This window comes from Leucobacter aridicollis (assembly GCF_013409595.1).
Lineage (GTDB): Bacteria > Actinomycetota > Actinomycetes > Actinomycetales > Microbacteriaceae > Leucobacter > Leucobacter aridicollis.
This window is the reverse complement of sequence record NZ_JACCBD010000001.1, coordinates 500,924-520,573: the sequence shown is the minus strand read 5'-3', so window position 1 is coordinate 520,573 and position 19,650 is coordinate 500,924. Positions and strand designations below refer to the sequence as shown.

The following is a 19,650-nucleotide window of genomic DNA, read 5'->3' as shown; positions in this document are numbered from 1 at the left end:
TCAGGCCCCCTCGGTGTCGCTGCGCTGCAGCTCGGCCAGCAACTCATCGTGGAGCTGTTCGAAGCCCTGCGCGCGCCGGTCGAGCGGCTGCGACTCGATGAGTTCGATGCGATCGAGCAGCCCGTCGCTTTCGGCGCCACCCGCGGTCGACTCACTCGAGGTCGGAGCTTCCCCCGATGGATCGTCCTGTGGGTCGTGCTGCATGGGTCAAGCCTATCCGTCCCCCCTGCCGCGCCACCGTGAACCTCAAGTTCGTTGCATCGAACTTGAGATTCCGGACCGCCGTATTACGATAGGGAGCATGATGCCCTCGACCCGGACAAGACGCCCTGAACGGCGACTGCTCGGGCTCCTCGGGCCTGCGTTCGTCGCCGCCATTGCATACGTCGACCCAGGAAATGTGGCCGCAAACCTCTCGGCCGGCGCGAAGTACGGCTACACGCTGCTCTGGGTGCTCGTCGCGGCGAACGTGATGGCGGTGATCGTGCAGTACCTCTCGGCGAAGCTCGGTCTCGTGACGGGCAAGAGCCTTCCCCAGCTGCTCGGCGAGCGCCTCCGCCCGGCCGGCCGCAGGCTCTACTGGGCCCAGGCTGAACTCGTCGCCGCTGCAACCGATCTCGCCGAGGTCATCGGTGGAGCGATCGCCCTGTACATCCTCTTCGGCGTTCCACTCGTCGCGGGTGGTGTCATCGTCGGCGCCGTGTCGCTCCTGATCCTGCTCCTCCAGGGCCGGCACCAGCGCCGCTTCGAGGTTGTCATCATGGCGATGCTATTCATCATCACCGTCGGCTTCGTCGGGGGCCTGTTTGTCAGTCATCTCGACGTCGGCGCGATGTTCGCGGGTCTCGTGCCGCGCTTCGTCGATACGCAGTCGGTGCTACTCGCAGCGAGCATGCTTGGCGCGACGGTGATGCCGCACGCGATCTATCTCCACTCGTCACTCGCGCGCGACAGGCACGGACATACCCCGGACGACCACGCGGAAGGTCGCGCCACCCGCATCACCCGGCTGCTGCGCGCAACGAAACTCGACGTGGTGCTCGCGCTCGTCGTCGCCGGCGGCGTGAACATCGCGATGCTACTCCTGGCTGCAGCCTCGCTCCCCGGTATCGAGGGGACGGACACCATCGAGGGCGCGGCCGCCGCAATCACCGAGCACGTCGGGCCCGCCGTCGGGCTCCTCTTCGCGATCGGCCTGCTCGTCTCGGGCCTCGCCTCCACGTCCGTCGGCGCCTACGCAGGGTCTGAGATCATGGCCGGCTTGCTCCACGTGCGAGTCCCGCTGATCGCGCGCAGGATCGTGACGATCCTGCCAGCGCTCATTCTGCTCGGGTTCGGCATCGACCCCACCTGGGCGCTCGTCGTGAGCCAGGTCGTGCTGTCGTTCGGAATCCCGTTCGCGCTCGTTCCGCTCATCGCGCTCACCGGTCAGCGCGACCTCATGGGGGAATTCAGAAACGGCGCGGTGCTCCGCTACGTCTCGCTCGCCGTCGTGCTCGCGATCGTCGCCCTCAACCTCTGGCTGATCTACTCGACGGTCGTGCTCGGGGCGTAGTTCGCCGTCGCGGAGCGTCCAGTTGGCGCCAGACTACTGGTCGACTTCGAGGACCTTGCCGGAGGCGGCGTCGATCCGCACATCGACGTCGTCGTGGCCCTGATCGATCTGCACCTCGTACGCCAGCACGCCGTTGTCTTCCTCAAGCTCCCACTCCTCGAACGTTCCCGGGGCCGCGGCGAGGGCGGCGGCGATCGCCGCCGAGGGTTCGATGACGCCGTCAGCGGGGAACACGTTCGACGGGGTTCCGGCGCGACCGCCGCCGTCACGCTGCTTCGTCCATTCACCGATGACCGCGCCACTGTCGGCATTCACCGTCGCCAGGTACACCTCGTCGGCCGAGAGCAACTTGACGGTGTACGCCCAAGCGGTGCGGTTCCACTCGAGGGACACCGAGACCGGCTCACCGTCAAACGACTTCGCACCCGTGGCGAGCGCGTCGCGCCAGCTCGTCGCGAACTCGGTCTTCGTGAGGTCGACGTCGCGCGGGGTCGTGCCGACAGCAGCGTCGCCATCGCCTGCTTCGGGCGTGGCGTCCGGCGTAGCCTCGGGTGCTGGCTGAGTGGGTGACGCGGTCGGCGGAATCGCCGTCACGGTCGGCGCGCAGCCCGAGAGCAGCAGCGCCGCTCCCAAAGCAGTTGCAATGGTGATTGTGGATCCTACGTGGCGCATGGGCTCAACCTCCCGGTCATCGTTCTGCACCTCTATGGTATCTGAGCGACGTCTGTGGTGTCTGAGGCTAGCGCCAGTGATCCTCGACGAGGATCTCGGGCACCTTCAACCCATAGATCGCGAGGCCCGAGGCCCAGATCGCGCCGCAGCCCGCACGCAGCAACTCCATCGGGGTGTCCCCCTCGGCGACCACGGTGACGATGTGCCCGTCCATGCGCACCTTTGCCCCGCCGACCCGCACGGTTCCATCCTTCAGCGTCTCAGCGCGCTGGTAGGGTTCGTGCAACTCTGCGAGCGAGGCGACGATGTAGTCGGGCCGCATGTCCGCGGATGCGGCGATGAGCTGCTTCGGGCGGTCGACGCCCGTCAAGACAAACAGCGACGGGATTCCCGCGGCGACGGCGCCCTTAATGTCGGTGTCGAGGCGGTCGCCAAGCATGAGCGCGTTGCGCGAACCGAATCGTTCAAACGCGGCCTCGTAAATCGGCGTCTCCGGCTTACCCGCAAAATCCGGGAGGCGCTGGACTGCCGTGTGGACCGCGGACACGAGCGTCCCGTTGCCCGGCGCGATACCGCGCGCCCTGGGCACCGTCCAGTCCGTGTTCGTCGCGATCCAGGGCAGCGGCTCGCGGCCGGGCTCTTCCTGGAGCGCGTACGCGGCTTCCGCGAGGTGCTCCCATCCCACGTCTTTGGCGAAGCCCTGCACTACGGCGACCGGGCTGTCCTCCGCGCTGCGGGTCCACTCGAAGCCAGCTTTCTCGAGCTCGTGGGTGAGCCCCTCGCCGCCAACGACGAGCACCCGCGAGCCCGGCGCGACCACCTCGCGCAGCAGCGCGACGGCTGCCTGCGGGGAAGTGATCACGTCGGCTGCGGTCGCGCGGAGCCCGAGTTCGCTCAGGTGCGCTGCGACCGTGGCGTCGGTCCGCGCTGCGTTGTTCGTGACGTAGCCGACGCGAGCCCGTTCGGCTGCGAGGTTGAGCGCCTCCACGGCGCCAGCGATCGCCCCGTGGCCCCGATAGATGACGCCGTCGAGGTCGGTGAGCAGCACCTCCCTGCCCTCCAGGGGTGCGGGGTCGAACTTCTCACGCCTGCCGAACAGGGCCATCGTGTTACTCCTTTTCGCCCTGCTCAGCGGCAGCGGCGTTGTCAGCGTCCTCAGCGATCCCGGTCTCGGCCTCAGCCTCGACGTACGCGTCGAGGTACTCGTCCGCGTCGGCGTCCGCCTCCTCGTCGACACCATCGGAGTCGGAATCGACGGTCTCGGTGCTCACTTCTGCGGGAGCGTCACCTGCCTCGACGTCTTCGACTACAGCCCCCTCATCGGCGGCTTCGTCCGCTGCTGGCTCAGCCTCGTCGGCGTCGTAGAGATCGTCGTACTCGGTGATCTCGAGCACCTCGATCTCATCCATGCCGCCGAAGTGCTCCTCGAGCGCTGCCTCAGCGCGGTCGGCGTAGGCGAACCAGGTCTTGGCTTCCTCATCACGGCCGAGATCCTCAAGCACGGTCGCGTACGCGCCGAACAGCTCCGGGCTCCATGAGAAGCCCTTCTTCGGATCGAGTTCAGGGATCTCAAGTTCGAAGAGTGCCTGCTGCGTCTGGCCAAGGTCCAGACGAGCACCCGACATTGCGATGGCAAGGTGGACGCGGTCCGCGGTTTCGAGGGTGGAGACGTCGACCTCCAGGCCAGTCTCGATCGCCTTCTCTGGGCGGCCCAGACCTCGCTCGGAGTCAACCATGATCGCGAGGTGGGTATCGCGACCGCTCAGGCGACGGAACGTGCGGAGTTCTCGGATGGCGAGCGCGAAGTCGCCCGTCCGATACGCCGTCATCGCCAGGGTCTCACGAGTCACCGGAATGCGGCCTGCTCGCCGGCTTGCCGAGATCGCATGCTGGTGCGCAAGTTCTGGATCGTCTTCAATCAGCTCCGCGGCCATCGCGAGGTGGAGCGCGACGCGCTCCTGCACCTCGGGCTGCAGCGTCTTCAGCTCGTTGCGTGCCGACGGGTGCAGGTCGTTGACCCGAATGTGGTCGGCGATGATCGGGTCGTCGTGCTCACTGCGCACGGGACGGAGCGAGTGCTGGAGACGCTCCTCCTCAGTGAATTCGCGATCCTGTCCACCACGATCACTGCGACCCCCGCCACGGGTGCCACCGCGCCCGCGCGAGTCGTGCTCGCGGCGATCATCGCGGCCGCCGCGGAAGGGCGCCCGGTCGCCTCGCTGGCCGCGGTCATCCCGGTCCCCGCGGAACGGACGACGCTCGCCTCCGTCACGGTTGCCCCGGTGGGGCGGACGGTCGCCACGCTGGCCCCGGTCATCACGGTCGCCGCGGTACGGCGCCCGGTCGCCACGCTGGCCCCCGTCACGGTCGCCGCGGTAAGGCGCACGATCACCACGCTGACCCCGATCATCACGGTCACCACGGAACGGAAGACGCTCGCCACCTTCGCGGTCGCCGCGGTAGGTCGGACGGTCACCGCGCTGGCCTCCGTCACGATCCCCACGGTACGCGGGACGATCTCCACGCTGACCGCGATCATCACGGTCACCACGGAACGGACGACGCTCGCCACCATCACGGTCGCCGCGGTACGCCGGACGATCGCCACGCTGGCCTCCGTCACGGTCGCCGCGGTACGATGGACGGTCACCACGCTGGCCACCATCGCGGTCGCCGCGGTACGACGGACGGTCACCACGCTGGCCCCGGTCATCGCGGTCTCCGCGGTACGGACGACGCTCGCCACCATCGCGATCCCCACGGTAAGGCGCACGGTCACCACGCTGGCCTCCGTCGCGGTCGCCGCGGTAAGGCGCACGGTCACCGCGCTGGCCACCATCGCGGTCGCCGCGGTACGACGGACGATCTCCACGCTGGCCCCCGTCGCGATCTCCACGGTACGACGGACGATCTCCACGCTGACCACGATCATCACGGTCACCGCGGAACGGGCGGCGCTCGCCACCGTCGCGGTCGCCTCGGTAGGCCGGACGATCACCACGCTGGCCTCCGTCACGATCCCCACGGTAGGGTGTGCGTTCGCCTCGCTGGCCCCGGTCGTCGCGGTCACCGCGGTACGGGCGGTTCCCGTCGCGCCCGCCGGGCTCGTCGCGGAAGGGCCGACGGTCATCGCGTCCGCCGCGCTCTTCGCGGGGGGCACGATTGCGATCGAAGCCTGAATTCCGAGGGCGGTCACCATTTGAACGGCGCGGACGCCCGGAATCCTCGGGTCGGTCCTGTCGATCGTTCATGTGGTGCTCCCTATGTGGTTGTTGTCTCTCAGAGACAGTACTTCTTAGTCTACAAAATGAAAAAGGGGCTGTTCAGATGAGGCGACCAACATGGTCAACTTCATCTGAACAACCCCTTTCAATAAAGGTTGTTCGGCGGTGTCCTACTCTCCCACGAGGTCCCCCTCGCAGTACCATCGGCGCTGTCAGCCTTAGCTTCCGGGTTCGGAATGTGACCGGGCGTTTCCCTGACGCTATAACCACCGAAACTCTATTGACATAACACACAAACCCCACACCAGGCACCACACAGGATGCAAGGGGTCGTGGCCGTACGTCAAGAACCACAAAGTAGACGCGAACATCGTTACAACAACATACTTACGCCCCAAAACACTATTTGGGATGAAGTCAAGTCATCGGCTTATTAGTACCAGTCAGCTCCACACGTTACCGCGCTTCCACATCTGGCCTATCAACCCAGTCATCTACTGGGAGCCTCACAGGAGTAAACTCCTACGGAAATCTCATCTTGAGGCCGGCTTCCCGCTTAGATGCTTTCAGCGGTTATCCATCCCGAACGTAGCCAACCAGCCATGCCCTTGGCAGAACAACTGGCACACCAGAGGTTCGTCCAACCCGGTCCTCTCGTACTAGGGTCAGATCCTCTCAAATTTCCAACGCGCGCAGAGGATAGGGACCGAACTGTCTCACGACGTTCTAAACCCAGCTCGCGTACCGCTTTAATGGGCGAACAGCCCAACCCTTGGGACCGACTCCAGCCCCAGGATGCGACGAGCCGACATCGAGGTGCCAAACCATGCCGTCGATATGGACTCTTGGGCAAGATCAGCCTGTTATCCCCGAGGTACCTTTTATCCGTTGAGCGACAGCGCTTCCACAAGCCACTGCCGGATCACTAGTCCCGACTTTCGTCCCTGCTCGACCTGTCAGTCTCACAGTCAAGCTCCCTTGTGCACTTACACTCGCCACCTGATTGCCAACCAGGTTGAGGGAACCTTTGGGCGCCTCCGTTACTTTTTGGGAGGCAACCGCCCCAGTTAAACTACCCACCAGGCACTGTCCGAAAACCCGATCAGGGTTCGTCGTTAGATATCCAATATGACCAGAGTGGTATTTCAACAATGACTCCACGAACACTAGCGTGCCCGCTTCACAGTCTCCCACCTATCCTACACAAGCCACACCGAACACCAATACCAAGCTGTAGTAAAGGTCACGGGGTCTTTCCGTCCTTCTGCGCGTAACGAGCATCTTTACTCGTACTGCAATTTCGCCGAGTTTACGGTGGAGACAGCTGGGGAATCGTTACGCCATTCGTGCAGGTCGGAACTTACCCGACAAGGAATTTCGCTACCTTAGGATGGTTATAGTTACCACCGCCGTTTACTGGGGCTTAAATTCACAGCTTCGCAGTCCGAAAACCGCTAACCGCTCCTCTTAACCTTCCAGCACCGGGCAGGCGTCAGTCCGTATACGTCCACTTGCGTGTTAGCACGGACCTGTGTTTTTAGTAAACAGTCGTTCCCCACTGGTCTCTGCGGCCACCACACCCTTTCGGAGTAAATCCTAATAGGCGGATGGCCCCCCTTCTCCCGAAGTTACGGGGGCATTTTGCCGAGTTCCTTCACCATAATTATCTCGAGCTCCTTAGTATTCTCTACCTGACCACCTGTGTCGGTTTGGGGTACGGGCAACTAGCAACCTCACGTCGATGCTTTTCTCGGCAGCATAGGATCAATGACTTCCCCATACGGGTCCCCATCGCATCTCACCCTTCACGCGGGACGGATTTGCCTATCCCGCAGACTACATGCTTAGCCCGGGACAACCATCGCCCGGGATCACCTACCTTCCTGCGTCACACCTCACGCTCACCACCCCAGTTCGGGTTCGCAGCCGCCACCCCACATCACCCGAAGGATCCATGAAGCTTTGGTTTGCTTAGCACTACTGGTTAGGTCTTGAACGGTTACCAGCCGGTACGGGAATATCAACCCGTTGTCCATCGACTACGCCTGTCGGCCTCGCCTTAGGTCCCGACTTACCCAGGGAAGATTAGCTTGACCCTGGAACCCTTGGTCTTCCGGAGGACGGGTTTCTCACCCGTCTTTCGCTACTCATGCCTGCATTCTCACTCGTGTGGCATCCACGACTGGTTCACACCGCCGCTTCACTCGCCACACGACGCTCTCCTACCCATCCATACGGCTGGACCACGAAGGCCTACCTGTTATATGAATGCCACAACTTCGGTGGCGTGCTTGAGCCCCGTTACATTGTCGGCGCGGAATCACTTGACCAGTGAGCTATTACGCACTCTTTCAAGGGTGGCTGCTTCTAAGCCAACCTCCTGGTTGTCACAGCAACTCCACATCCTTTTCCACTTAGCACGCGCTTTGGGACCTTAGATGGTGATCTGGGTTGTTTCCCTCTCGACTATGAAGCTTATCCCCCACAGTCTCACTGCTGCGCTCTCACTTACCGGCATTCGGAGTTTAGCTGACGTCAGTAACCTTGTAGGGCCCATCGGCCATCCAGTAGCTCTACCTCCGGCAAGAAACACGCAACGCTGCACCTAAATGCATTTCGGAGAGAACCAGCTATCACGAAGTTTGATTGGCCTTTCACCCCTATCCACAGCTCATCCCCTCAGTTTTCAACCTAAGTGGGTTCGGCCCTCCACGCGCTCTTACACGCGCTTCAGCCTGGCCATGGATAGATCACTTCGCTTCGGGTCTAGGACATGCGACTGAATCGCCCTATTCAGACTCGCTTTCGCTACGGCTTCCCCACACGGGTTAACCTCGCCACATATCGCTAACTCGCAGGCTCATTCTTCAAAAGGCACGCTGTCACAGCAACAAGGCTGCTCCAACGGATTGTAAGCAAACGGTTTCAGGTACTATTTCACTCCCCTCCCGGGGTACTTTTCACCTTTCCCTCACGGTACTAGTCCGCTATCGGTCATCTGGGAGTATTTAGGCTTATCAGGTGGTCCTGACAGATTCACACGGGATTTCTCGGGCCCCGTGCTACTTGGGATACGCCACACGCAGCCAGGTCATTTCGGGTACGGGACTCTCACCCACTCCGGTCCGCCGTTCCAAGCGGTTCCCCTATAACCTGAACATTCACGTCGAAGGCTCAGCAGCGCCTTCAGCAGCGTCCCACAACCCCGATGATGCAACCCCTGCCAGGTATCACACACCACCGGTTTAGCCTCTTCCGGGTTCGCTCGCCACTACTACCGGAATCACATGTTGTTTTCTCTTCCTGTGGGTACTGAGATGTTTCACTTCCCCACGTTCCCTCTACCCGCCCTATATATTCAGGCGGGAGTCACCAGCTACGCATGCGCGCTGGCGGGGTTTCCCCATTCGGAAATCCTCGGATCAAAGCCCGTTTATCGGCTCCCCGAGGCTTATCGCAGATTACTACGTCCTTCTTCGGCTCCAGATGCCAAGGCATCCACCGTTTGCTCTTCGAAACTTGAAATCACATAAGTAAATTATTTAGAAACACACACAAGCCCGAAGACTCATGCGTGACCAATGAGACACGCCTCCACACCCCGAAAGGTGATCGTGCGTGTATCGAAGATGCTCGCGTCCACTGTGTAGTTCTCAACGTACGGTCAATCCCTGGACAGCTAGACAACACGTTCTAGACACCAGGGCTGAAGAAACCAAGACACCATCACCCCCCATACAGGAAGCAACCGTGGTCTGGGTCTCCAGGACCCAACAGTATGCACTCAAAAAAACCAGAACACCACCATCCAAGACTTTCCAACCAGCCAAAGCCGGCGTACTCACCCCAAACAACAGCACCCTGATCCACGTTGTCAAATGTTCCACCCATGAGCGGGTACGCATCACACGATCGGTGATGAACGCCCCAATCTGCACCAAACAAAGTTTGGTGAGTGCTCCTTAGAAAGGAGGTGATCCAGCCGCACCTTCCGGTACGGCTACCTTGTTACGACTTAGTCCTAATCACCAGTCCCACCTTCGACGGCTCCCTCCACAAGGGTTAGGCCACCGGCTTCGGGTGTTACCGACTTTCATGACTTGACGGGCGGTGTGTACAAGGCCCGGGAACGTATTCACCGCAGCGTTGCTGATCTGCGATTACTAGCGACTCCGACTTCATGGGGTCGAGTTGCAGACCCCAATCCGAACTGAGACCGACTTTTTGGGATTCGCTCCACCTCGCGGTATCGCAGCCCTTTGTATCGGCCATTGTAGCATGCGTGAAGCCCAAGACATAAGGGGCATGATGATTTGACGTCATCCCCACCTTCCTCCGTGTTGACCACGGCAGTATCCCATGAGTTCCCACCATAACGTGCTGGCAACATAGGACGAGGGTTGCGCTCGTTGCCGGACTTAACCGAACATCTCACGACACGAGCTGACGACAACCATGCACCACCTGTAACCGAGTGTCCAAAGAGTTCTGTATCTCTACAGCGTTCTCGGCTATGTCAAGCCTTGGTAAGGTTCTTCGCGTTGCATCGAATTAATCCGCATGCTCCGCCGCTTGTGCGGGCCCCCGTCAATTCCTTTGAGTTTTAGCCTTGCGGCCGTACTCCCCAGGCGGGGAACTTAATGCGTTAGCTACGACACAGAACCCGTGGAACAGGCCCTACATCTAGTTCCCAACGTTTACGGCATGGACTACCAGGGTATCTAATCCTGTTCGCTCCCCATGCTTTCGCTCCTCAGCGTCAGTAGCGGCCCAGAGATCTGCCTTCGCCATCGGTGTTCCTCCTGATATCTGCGCATTCCACCGCTACACCAGGAATTCCAATCTCCCCTACCGCACTCTAGCTTGCCCGTACCCACTGCAGGCCCGGGGTTGAGCCCCGGGATTTCACAGCAGACGCGACAAGCCGCCTACGAGCTCTTTACGCCCAATAATTCCGGACAACGCTTGCACCCTACGTATTACCGCGGCTGCTGGCACGTAGTTAGCCGGTGCTTTTTCTGCAGGTACCGTCACTTTCGCTTCTTCCCTACTAAAAGAGGTTTACAACCCGAAGGCCGTCATCCCTCACGCGGCGTTGCTGCATCAGGCTTGCGCCCATTGTGCAATATTCCCCACTGCTGCCTCCCGTAGGAGTCTGGGCCGTGTCTCAGTCCCAGTGTGGCCGGTCACCCTCTCAGGCCGGCTACCCGTCGTCGCCATGGTGAGCCATTACCTCACCATCTAGCTGATAGGCCGCGAGTCCATCCAAAACCGATAAATCTTTCCACCCACACACCATGCGGTGATAGGTCGTATCCAGTATTAGACACCGTTTCCAGTGCTTATCCCAGAGTTCAGGGCAGGTTACTCACGTGTTACTCACCCGTTCGCCACTCTTCCACCCAGCAAGCTGGGCTTCATCGTTCGACTTGCATGTGTTAAGCACGCCGCCAGCGTTCGTCCTGAGCCAGGATCAAACTCTCCGTAAAAAACGAATAGCAGCCAGCCACCGGAATAAGGTAGGCCAGACTGCGAGTTCAACCTGGACAGAAACCATCATCTGACGATTTCGTTATCCATAAAAAAGGAATCTCCAACACCAAACCAACAGGTTCAATGCCGGGGATAATAAATTGGCATTTGACAATTTAAGTGCACACTATTGAGTTCTCAAGATCCAGACACCCACCGTACTCACCCTGAGGCTTTCCGAAGAGCAACTTTTCTATCTTAGACCACCCTCACGCTTCCGCGCAACTCCAGGCTTGCAGCATTCCTGCCACCACCCGGACCAGACCCACACAGTCCCGAAGAACCATGCACCGCTGGGGTGAAGATGAATCCCATTTTCCCTACCCGCTTTACAAACCAAACTGCGGTTCAAGTGGGGGTGTTGTGTGAGAGATTCTCGCTGCCAGTCGCGTTTTCCGCGCCGGCCAACAGATGAATACATTACGCGGAAACACCACACCACACAAATCGACACGGGACCCGAAGCGGGGATCCCAATCACCGCAACGATCCACCCAGACCGCCGGGCGTGTCTCGCCGCTCGTCGCCGCCCGCCGCCTCGCGACTGGCCACGATCAGCCTGTCTCCCTCGCCGTACTGTTCCTTGAGCACCCGGAGGTTCGCCCAGCTCTCAACCGCGGTGATGCTGGGTTCCGCGCGCAGCGCGTCCGTCACCGCGATGAGCTCCGCGGCCGACTCCCGCGAGAACGTCGCGACGAAGTTGTAGCTCCCAATGGTCGCTGCAAGAAACTCTGGCTCGAGATCGCGCAGCAGCTCGAGCACCTGCACCGTTGCGAGCCTCGTCCTGATCCCCATCCCGATCGACGGCGTCTCGCGCTGGTGATCTCGGACGGGCATGGCCACGACCTTCACGACGCCCGCGCGCTTCAGGCGCTCGAATCTCAGGCGCGCTCCTCCCGCGGACAGCCCCGCGGCCTCCCCCAGTTCGCGATAGCTCGCCCGCCCGTCACGCTGGAGGTGGGCGATCACCGCGCGATCCTGACCGTCCACCTTGAAGTCGGTGTGGCCCGTTCGCAGTGGCGAGTAGCGGTTGACCTCGATGCTCTCGTATAGGTGCGTCCGCACACTGCGCACTCCAGGAATGTCGTGGATCGTCGCGAGCACCTCGCTCAGGTGCGGGTCGGCGCCGACCCTGATTTCGACGTCGATGGGGAACGCCCCCGCGACGTCGGCAACGAAGCTCGACTCCGGGAGCGACACCAGCGCCTGACGAACTGGCTCAACCGCGCCCTCGACGGCGACCTGTAGGTAGGCAAACCGCTCGAGCCCGAGTAGGTCGGGACTGATTGAGACTGTGAGGCGTAGCTCGTTTGACTCGACGGCCTGCTGCACGACCTGGGTCACGAGCCGACGGGTCACGCCGAGGTCAGCGGCGATACGCGAATAGCTCGCGCGGCCATCCTCTTGGAGCTCGCGCAGGATCGCCGTGCGCACAGCCAGCGGCGTCTCGCCCGTTGCACCTGCCACGCTGGCGGCCCCAATCCCATAGGTTACGATCCAACAATTTCTTAGCCATTCTACTCCGAATCCTCAATTTCGAATCATTTTGCGCGCTCTAGCGCACAGTTCATCAAACTCACTTCATTCTTGCTACCGTTCCGCTCGCGCGAGCCTCGCCGGCGACGTAGGCTACGAAGTCGCCCGCGCTTGCGGCATCCAACGAAGGGACTCGTCATGGCATTGGTGGCATGTAGCCAATTCACCCCGGTACTCGGGGCGGTGCGCGAGAACGTCGATCGCTCGCTCGAGCTGATCCGTGAGGCCGCCGGACGCGGAGCGCAGGTGGTCGTGCTTCCCGAGCTCGCGAGCTCCGGCTATGCCTTCGCGGACACCGCGGAAGCCGCGGCGGCCAGCGAGCCCGCCACTGGCGAGAGCGTCACCCGCTGGCACAACGCCGCGGCCGAACTCGGCATCGTCATTGTCGCTGGCTTTGCAGAGACCAACCCGGATGGCGCGCCCTACAACAGCGCGGCGCTGGTCATGCCGGGCGCGGACCCGGTGATCTACCGCAAGGCCCATCTGTGGGATCGCGAACGGCTCATTTTCACGCCGGGCGACGACCTCCCACCGGTCGTCGATACGTTCGTCGGGCGCATTGGCGTGATGGTCTGCTATGACCTGGAGTTCCCCGAGTGGGTGCGGATCGCCGCGCTCGCGGGCGCGGAGCTCATCTGCGCTCCGGTGAACTGGCCGACGGTGCAGCGTCCCAACGGGGAGCGCCCCGGCGAGGTGGTTCGCGTGCAGGCCGAGGCATCAATGAACCGTGTCGCGATTGCGGCCTGCGACCGCGGCGGCAATGAGCGTGGCGTGGAGTGGTCCGGAGCCTCGGTGATCGTTGACGCCGACGGCTGGCCGCTCGCCCTCACCGAGCGAGCGGGAGATCGCCGTCGCCCCGCTCCCCAGCCCACCACCGCGGCCGACGGCTCGACGCTGCCCGACCGCATCGATCCAGCGACGACGATCTTCGCCGAGATCGACCTTGCGGCGAGCCGCACGAAGCGGATTGCGGCGTACAGCGACGTGATCGCGGATCGTCGCACCGATCTCTACGAGCGCTACTCGCGCTGACTCCCCTCGCCCCGTGCGTCGACAGGCCGGGGCGGATCGCACTTCCCGCAACGACCGCGGGAAACTGAAAGCTAAGGATAATGATGTCTTCAGACACTTCAACACCACGCACGGGCGTGATCGAGACCCGCTCGATTGACGTCGTGCCTCTTGAGGAACGCCACGGCAAGGTGTGGCACCAGGGGCCGTTCTGGTTCACCGGAAACTTCGTCCTCACGACGATGGTCGTCGGATTCACCGGGCCGAGCCTGGGGCTGAGCGTGTGGTGGACCGTGCTCGCGGTGGTGCTTGGAGCCGGGTTTGGCACGTTCTTCATGGCCTTCCACGCGAACCAGGGGCCGACGATGGGGCTCGCCCAGATGATCCAGTCGCGCGCTCAGTTCGGCAGCCGCGGCGCCGTCGTGCCGTTCATCGCAACGGTGTTCGTCTACATCGGGTTCCTCGTCTTCGACACGATCCTCGTCACGCAGGGCATCGGTGTCTACTCCGAAGCGACGTGGTTCTGGTATCCGATCATCATTGCCGTCTCGATCGTCATCGCGGTCGTCGGCCACGACCTGCTGCACTTCATCCAGCGCTGGCTCACTTACGCCCTCGTCGCCGTGTTTGCCATCATTACCGTCTTCGCGATCGTGCACTTCACGCAGGCACCCATCGATCCTGCGGCCGCCGTCGCGACCGCTGGTTGGAGCACCTCAGCGTTCCTCATCCAGTTCTCGCTCTCCGCCGGCTACAACATCAGCTACTCCGTGTACGTCTCCGACTACACCCGCTACCTGCCCGTGAACGCCTCGGCGCCGAAGCTCATCTCCTCTGTCTACGCTGGCGCGGGCCTCTCGGCGATCTGGCTCATGTCGCTCGGGGCGGTGCTCGCGAGCTACATTCCGGGCGCGGATCCCATCGGCACCCTCCGCGAGGTCGGCGACATGATCGTTCCCGGCTTCGGCACGGTTGCCGTGCTCGTCTCGGTGCTCGCGCTCGTCTCGATCATGGGCGTGAACGCATACGGCGCGATGCTCACCGGCGCAAGCGCGATCGACGGGTTCACGCCGGTCAAGCCCACCGTGAAGATGCGCGTGGTCGCGCTCACCATCGTGGGCATCATCACCCTGGTCATCGCCCTCGCGATCCCAGACAACTACGTCGATAGCTTCAACAGCTTCGTCGGCCTCATGCTCTACTTCCTCGTGCCGTGGTCGGCGGTCAACCTCGTCGACTTCTACCTCGTGCGGAAGGGGCGCTACGCACTGACCGACATCGTCGACCCGCGCGGCGGCGTCTACGGCAAGTGGGCCTGGCGCGGGGTCGCGGCGTACGCGCTCGGATTCGTCGCGATGATCCCGTTCTTCTCGCTCTCGTTCTACACGGGCCCGGTCGCGAAGGCACTCGACGGCGCCGACTTCTCGTTCGCGATCGGACTCGTCGTGTCTGGAGTCTCGTACTACCTGTTCTCGCTCCGCCGGGACACCTCGGCTGAGGAGCGCGCGATCGCCCGCAGCCAGGAAGTCTTCGGCACCTGGCACCGCTAGCCGAGACCCGGAAACGTCGCTGAGCGGGGCGCGCACGTATACCGTGCGCGCCCCGCTCGTGTCTCCACAGTCCCGCGCCATCCCGCCGTGGGTATATTGGTGCGATGGCAACCGACAGCGCAGCGCGCGCGAGTGTGTGGATCGCATCGGGCACACTGCTGTCGCGGGTGCTCGGCCTCGCCCGCAGCATGGTGCTCGTCGCCGCAATCGGTGCGACCGGGGTTGCCGCGAACGCGTTCAGCACCGCCAGCCAGGTCACGAACGTGGTGTACACGCTCGTCGCGACGGGAGTGCTCACGTCGGTGCTTGTGCCGCAGCTCACCCGCGCGCGACTGCGCGAGGACGGCGGCGCCGACTACGTCAACAAGCTGATCACGCTCGCCCTCTGCGGGTCGCTCGCGGTGTGCGCCGTCGTCGCGGCGCTGCTCCCAGCCCTCATGGGAGTGCTCGGGGCGAGCTGGCAGGACCCCGGCCAGCTCGCGCTCGCGACCGGCTTCGCGTTCTGGCTGCTCCCGCAGATCGTGTTCTTCACGCTGTACACGGTGCTCGGAGAGGTGCTGAACTCTCGCAGCCACTTCGGCCCGTACGCGTGGACGCCCGTGCTCAACAACGTCGTCTCGATCGCTGGCCTTGCGGGATTCATCTGGTTCCTGGGGGCGGACGCTGACGGACAGCGCGCCTCAGGCGAATGGCCCGTCGGTGGCACGGCACTGCTCGCGGGCACGGCGACGCTCGGGGTCGCGCTGCAGGCGCTGGCCCTCTTCGTGTTCCTTCGCCGAGCCGGCGTCTCCTACCGCCCCGACTTTCGCTTCCGCGGCACGGGCCTCGGGGCGACTGCCAAGCTCGGCGGCTGGACGTTTCTCGGCGTGCTCGTATCGCAGGTCGTGGCGCTGGCGCTCAACCAGGCAATGAACCGGGCCGCGGGCAACGAGGCGGGCATCGCGGCCTGGCAGCTCGTGTCCCTCGTCACCGTGCTGCCGCATTCGATCATCGTGATGTCACTCGTGGCCTCCCGCTTTACCCGCATGAGCGTGGCCGCCGAACGGGGCGACACGGGGGCGATCAGAAGCGACCTGTCGCTCGTCTCGCGCCTCACCGTCGTGTCGATCACGCTCATCGCGGTCGTGATTGCGGTGCTCGCGGGGCCGATCACCAGGATCCTGATGGCGAAGGCGAGCGTCGAGCAACTGTACCCGGTGATGGCGGTGCTGCTCTGCCACGTCACCGGGGCGGTGGCCTTCAGCGTGCTGTTCGTGTTGAACCGCGGGTTCTACGCCTACAGCGACACCCGATCCCCGTTCGTCATCCAGTCGGCGATCGCGGTGTGCTCGCTCGCCGCGATCGCCGCGAGTTTCGCCGTGCCGTCCAGTGCGGCGACGGCATTCATCACGCTCGCGACCAACCTGTTGTTCTGGGTGCAGCTCGCCGTGACCTTCTTCGTGCTGCGGCGCAGGCTCGGCGGCGTCGGTGGCAGAGCCATTGGGCGTGCCTGGTGGCAGAGCGCCATCGCCGGCGCCGGTTCGGCCGTGGCCGGCGCGTGGGCGCTGCATGCCCTCGGCGGGATCACCACCGAGAGCTGGGCACTGAGCGGGCTTGGCGCGGCGGTCCTCACCTGCGTCGCGGTCGCCGCGCTGATGACCGCCGTCTACGCCGGGGCCCTGCTGCTCCTGCGGAATGCGGAAGTCAGGCAGACCTGGAGCCTCGTCGCGAGGCGCTTCGGCACCGGGTAGCTACGGGTCGCGTCGAGTTGGCGGTTGTTGTCGCTAAACGTGGTCCAGTGGCGACAACAACTGCCAACTCCGGCAGGGGCGTAGAGCTACTCCCCCGCCGGGAGCAGCGGCTCAGCGTCGCGACCCCGCACCGCCGCCCGCGGAGCGGTTCCGGTGCGCAGCCAGTCGAGCACATTCCGTGCGGGGTCGAGCGTGTAGTGCTCGAGCGAGCCGTCTGACAGGAACGCGACGTGCGGCGTGACGATCACGCGCGGGTCGTTTCTGAGCGGGTGGTCGGCAGCCGGGGGCTCGCCGTGCAGCACGTCGACCGCGGCGCCGCGCAGCTTCCCCGAGTCGAGCGCAGCGGTGAGCGCCTCCGGGTCGACGAGCTCGCCGCGCGACACGTTCACGAGGCTTACCCCCGGCCGCATCGCCGCGAACGCGGCCCCGTCGATCGCGCCGTGAGTGTCGGCGGTGAGTGGCAGGTGGAGGGACAGCACGTCCGACTCCGCGATGAGCGCGTCACGCTCCACGAGTTCGACGCCGTGCACGGGCGCAGTCACGAACGGGTCGTGGGCGATCACCCGGGCAAAGCTTGGGCCCGCGACCTGGGCGAGCCGCTGCGCGATCCGCCCGAACCCGAACAGGCCAAGGGTGAGCCCGCTGAGCCGGCGCGGCACCGCGGTCACGTCGTCGGTCCAGCCGCCGGCCGCCGTCACCGCGACGCTGCCGCGCAGGTCGCGTTCGAGGGCGAGCATGAGCGTCAGCGCGTGCGCGGCGACCTCCTCGGTCGCGGCGTCCGTGAGATTCACGACCCAGATGCCGCGCGCCTCGGCCGCCGCGCGGTCGATCATGTCGAAGCCCGCGCTCATTGTCGCGATGAACCCGACGTTCGGCAGCCGTTCAAGCAGAGCCTCGTCGATCCTGGCGTAGCCCACGACGAGCGCGACGGCCCGCTCAGCCCCGGCGGGGAGCGTCTGCGGCTCACCCGCGCGCGACGGGAGTTCAGCGAGGACCGTGTCGCAGCCCGCGGCTTCGAGCAGCGCGCGGCCGGGGGCTGGATCGAGGTCGGTTTCGTCGGTGAAGAGGACGAGCGGCCGGGTCATGCTGTCGCTCCGTCCGCGCCGGTGAGTCGGTCGAGGTGCGTCGGCGCGAAGAGCTCAAGCACTGCGGGCAGCACCACGACCCGGGGGCCGCCAGCGGCCAGCGCACGCGCGACGGTTGCGGGGGCGTCCGCGAGCGTCGTCTGCTCGGCCGGAATGCCGAACGACTCGGCGAGCGCGACGTAGTTCGGGCGGGTGAGCTCGGTCGCCGTGGCCGCGCCGAACGCGCCCTCCATGTACTCGCGAAGCACGCCGTACCCGCCGTCGTCAACGATGAGCCACACGACCGGCAGGTCGTGCTGGGCCGCGACCGCGAGCTCGGCGATGCCATAGAGCGCGCCACCGTCGCCGGAGACGGCGAGGACGGACCCGGTCTCCCCCAGGATCCTGCGGCCGAACGCCGCGCCCAGCGCCGCGGGGAAGCCATACCCGAGACCGCCGGCGCCCTGCGCCGACGCGAACTCGGCGCCGCGGGCGTCCCAGGCCGACCACGCCCAGTAAGCGAGGATCGTCATGTCCCAGTACACCTTCGTGTCGTCAGCGATCGCCTCCCGCAGCCCGCGGACGAGCGCGATCTCGGCTTCGCGGCCCTGGCCCTCGACGCGGGCGAGGACGGTGTCGAGCAGGGTGTTGATGCTCGCCGTCGCCGCCGCGCGGCGCTCGGGTGTCGACTCGCGACCGGCCGCGGAGACCGCGGCCTCGAGATCAGCGAGCGCGAGTTTCGCGTCGGCGTGGATCCCGATGCCTGGGTGGTTCGAACCGAGCTTGCCGAGATCGGCCTCGATCTGGATCACGCGACCGTGCGGACGGAACGTGTGGTAATTACTGGAGAGCTCCCCGACGCCGCTGCCGACGATGACGAGCACGTCGGCGTTCTCGAGGAACTCGGTCGTCGCGATGTCCTCGATCCACCCCTGCGCGGAGAGCGGGTGTCCCCAGGGTAGTGCGGTCTTACCGCTGAACGTCGTGACGACTGGCGCGTCGAGGCGCTCCGCGAGCGCGACGAGCTCGCGCTCCGCTCCGGCGCGCACGACGCCACCGCCAGCGAAGATTACCGGGCGCTCGGCGGCGGCGAGGGCGGCCGCGGCGTGTGCGACGGTCTCCGCGACTGGCGTGAGCGGCGCTGGCGTCTTCGCGAGGGTCGCGCCCGAGAGCACGGGAACATCGTGCGCGGAGGCGAGCAGGATGTCCTGCGGCACCTCGACGAGCACGGGACCCTGCGGCGCGGCCGCTGCCACCCGCCAGGCCTCGGCCATCGCCGTCGGGATCTGCGCCATCGTGCGTACGGTCACGACGTGCTTCACGACCCCGCGGAACGAGGCAGACTGATCGGGCAACTCGTGCAGGTAGCCGTGGCGGCCCCCGCCGAGCCCCGCGACGGGGATCTGCGCGCTGATCGCGAGGACGGGGATCGAGGAGGCCGCGGCCTCCTGCAGCGCGGCGAGCGAGGTGAGCGCGCCGGGCCCCGTCGAGAGCAGCAGCGGCGCGACGTCGCCCGTCACGCGGGCGAGGCCGTCGGCCATGAACCCGGCGTTGTTCTCGACGCGTGCGCTGAGGTAGGCGAGGTCTGAGCGACGGAGCGCGTCGAACAGGCCAAGCGCATGCTGGCCGGGGAGTCCGACGACACCGCGCGCGCCGAGCGCGAGCAGTGTCTCGAGCACGACGTCGCCGCCGATGCGCTGTCCGGTGTCGGGTGTCTGAGTGGGCATTGGTTCCTCCATAAGAACTGTGTTGAGCAGGCACTCAGGGGAAGGATCC

General features: G+C 64.4%; 12 protein-coding genes and 3 rRNA genes. 5 read left to right on the top strand and 10 right to left on the bottom strand.

Annotated features, from left to right (window positions below; genetic code table 11):
- A complete protein-coding gene (locus BJ960_RS02270; RefSeq protein ID WP_185988352.1) occupies positions 1-204 on the bottom strand; it encodes a hypothetical protein in 204 nt (67 codons plus the stop codon).
- Between the two features lie 100 nt (positions 205-304).
- Between BJ960_RS02270 and BJ960_RS02265 the strand changes: the two genes are divergently transcribed.
- Positions 305-1,555, top strand: a complete 1,251-nt coding sequence (locus tag BJ960_RS02265) for an Nramp family divalent metal transporter (protein ID WP_185988106.1) — start codon at positions 305-307, stop codon at positions 1,553-1,555.
- A gap of 33 nt (positions 1,556-1,588) precedes the next feature.
- Here BJ960_RS02265 and BJ960_RS02260 read toward each other — a convergent pair whose 3' ends face one another.
- From BJ960_RS02260 to BJ960_RS02250, 3 genes are all read right to left on the bottom strand, one after another.
- Positions 1,589-2,227, bottom strand: a complete 639-nt coding sequence (locus BJ960_RS02260; RefSeq protein WP_185986081.1) for a PepSY domain-containing protein — start codon at positions 2,225-2,227, stop codon at positions 1,589-1,591.
- Positions 2,228-2,294: 67 nt separating this feature from the next.
- Positions 2,295-3,332, bottom strand: a complete 1,038-nt coding sequence (locus tag BJ960_RS02255; protein ID WP_185986080.1) for an HAD-IIA family hydrolase — start codon at positions 3,330-3,332, stop codon at positions 2,295-2,297.
- Positions 3,333-3,336: 4 nt separating this feature from the next.
- Positions 3,337-4,290 carry a hypothetical protein gene (locus BJ960_RS02250; protein ID WP_307814642.1) on the bottom strand — a complete coding sequence of 318 codons (954 nt, stop codon included), beginning with the start codon at positions 4,288-4,290 and terminating at the stop codon, positions 3,337-3,339.
- Between BJ960_RS02250 and BJ960_RS02245 the strand changes: the two genes are divergently transcribed.
- Positions 4,276-5,406, top strand: a complete 1,131-nt coding sequence (locus BJ960_RS02245; protein WP_185986079.1) for a hypothetical protein — start codon at positions 4,276-4,278, stop codon at positions 5,404-5,406. The two genes, BJ960_RS02250 and BJ960_RS02245, sit on opposite strands and share 15 nt — an antisense overlap.
- Positions 5,407-5,608: 202 nt before the next feature.
- Here the strand turns inward: BJ960_RS02245 and rrf are convergent.
- The 4 genes from rrf to BJ960_RS02225 all read right to left on the bottom strand — a co-directional run bounded on the left by rrf (position 5,609) and on the right by BJ960_RS02225 (position 12,450).
- Positions 5,609-5,725 (bottom strand): 5S ribosomal RNA (gene rrf / locus BJ960_RS02240).
- 139 nt (positions 5,726-5,864) lie between these two features.
- A 23S ribosomal RNA gene (locus tag BJ960_RS02235) occupies positions 5,865-8,976 on the bottom strand.
- 441 nt (positions 8,977-9,417) lie between these two features.
- A 16S ribosomal RNA gene (locus BJ960_RS02230) occupies positions 9,418-10,940 on the bottom strand.
- Together the 16S, 23S and 5S rRNA genes form the textbook arrangement of a ribosomal RNA operon.
- A 520-nt stretch (positions 10,941-11,460) precedes the next feature.
- Positions 11,461-12,450, bottom strand: a complete 990-nt coding sequence (locus BJ960_RS02225) for an Lrp/AsnC family transcriptional regulator (protein WP_185986078.1) — start codon at positions 12,448-12,450, stop codon at positions 11,461-11,463.
- Positions 12,451-12,657: 207 nt separating this feature from the next.
- Here BJ960_RS02225 and BJ960_RS02220 point away from each other — a divergent pair, with 207 nt between their 5' ends.
- The 3 genes from BJ960_RS02220 (at position 12,658) to murJ (ending at position 16,810) form a co-directional block, all read left to right on the top strand.
- The gene (locus BJ960_RS02220; protein WP_185986077.1) at positions 12,658-13,551 is read left to right on the top strand and encodes a nitrilase-related carbon-nitrogen hydrolase; all 894 of its coding nucleotides are present in this window, start codon (positions 12,658-12,660) and stop codon (positions 13,549-13,551) included.
- An 83-nt stretch (positions 13,552-13,634) separates the two neighbouring features.
- Complete coding sequence (locus tag BJ960_RS02215; RefSeq protein WP_221936260.1) at positions 13,635-15,080, top strand: purine-cytosine permease family protein; 1,446 nt, start codon at positions 13,635-13,637, stop codon at positions 15,078-15,080.
- Positions 15,081-15,184: 104 nt separating this feature from the next.
- A complete protein-coding gene (murJ, locus tag BJ960_RS02210; protein WP_185986075.1) occupies positions 15,185-16,810 on the top strand; it encodes a murein biosynthesis integral membrane protein MurJ in 1,626 nt (541 codons plus the stop codon).
- Between the two features lie 86 nt (positions 16,811-16,896).
- On the opposite strand, the gene BJ960_RS02205 is transcribed toward murJ, so the two are convergent.
- Together BJ960_RS02205 and BJ960_RS02200 are read right to left on the bottom strand one after the other, a co-directional pair.
- Positions 16,897-17,895, bottom strand: coding sequence for a C-terminal binding protein (locus BJ960_RS02205; RefSeq protein ID WP_185986074.1), 999 nt, complete (start codon positions 17,893-17,895; stop codon positions 16,897-16,899).
- Complete coding sequence (locus BJ960_RS02200; protein WP_237463738.1) at positions 17,892-19,601, bottom strand: thiamine pyrophosphate-binding protein; 1,710 nt, start codon at positions 19,599-19,601, stop codon at positions 17,892-17,894. Before BJ960_RS02200 ends, BJ960_RS02205 begins: the two co-directional genes overlap by 4 nt.
- Between the last annotated feature and the right edge of the window lie 49 nt (positions 19,602-19,650).

Coding starts and splice junctions, on each gene's coding strand:
- BJ960_RS02270 (WP_185988352.1), bottom strand. CDS start 204: ATGCAGCACGACCCACAGGACGATCCATCGGGGGAAGCTCCGACCTCG.
- BJ960_RS02265 (WP_185988106.1), top strand. CDS start 305: ATGCCCTCGACCCGGACAAGACGCCCTGAACGGCGACTGCTCGGGCTC.
- BJ960_RS02260 (WP_185986081.1), bottom strand. CDS start 2,227: ATGCGCCACGTAGGATCCACAATCACCATTGCAACTGCTTTGGGAGCG.
- BJ960_RS02255 (WP_185986080.1), bottom strand. CDS start 3,332: ATGGCCCTGTTCGGCAGGCGTGAGAAGTTCGACCCCGCACCCCTGGAG.
- BJ960_RS02220 (WP_185986077.1), top strand. CDS start 12,658: ATGGCATTGGTGGCATGTAGCCAATTCACCCCGGTACTCGGGGCGGTG.
- BJ960_RS02215 (WP_221936260.1), top strand. CDS start 13,635: ATGTCTTCAGACACTTCAACACCACGCACGGGCGTGATCGAGACCCGC.
- murJ (WP_185986075.1), top strand. CDS start 15,185: ATGGCAACCGACAGCGCAGCGCGCGCGAGTGTGTGGATCGCATCGGGC.
- BJ960_RS02205 (WP_185986074.1), bottom strand. CDS start 17,895: ATGACCCGGCCGCTCGTCCTCTTCACCGACGAAACCGACCTCGATCCA.
- BJ960_RS02200 (WP_237463738.1), bottom strand. CDS start 19,601: ATGCCCACTCAGACACCCGACACCGGACAGCGCATCGGCGGCGACGTC.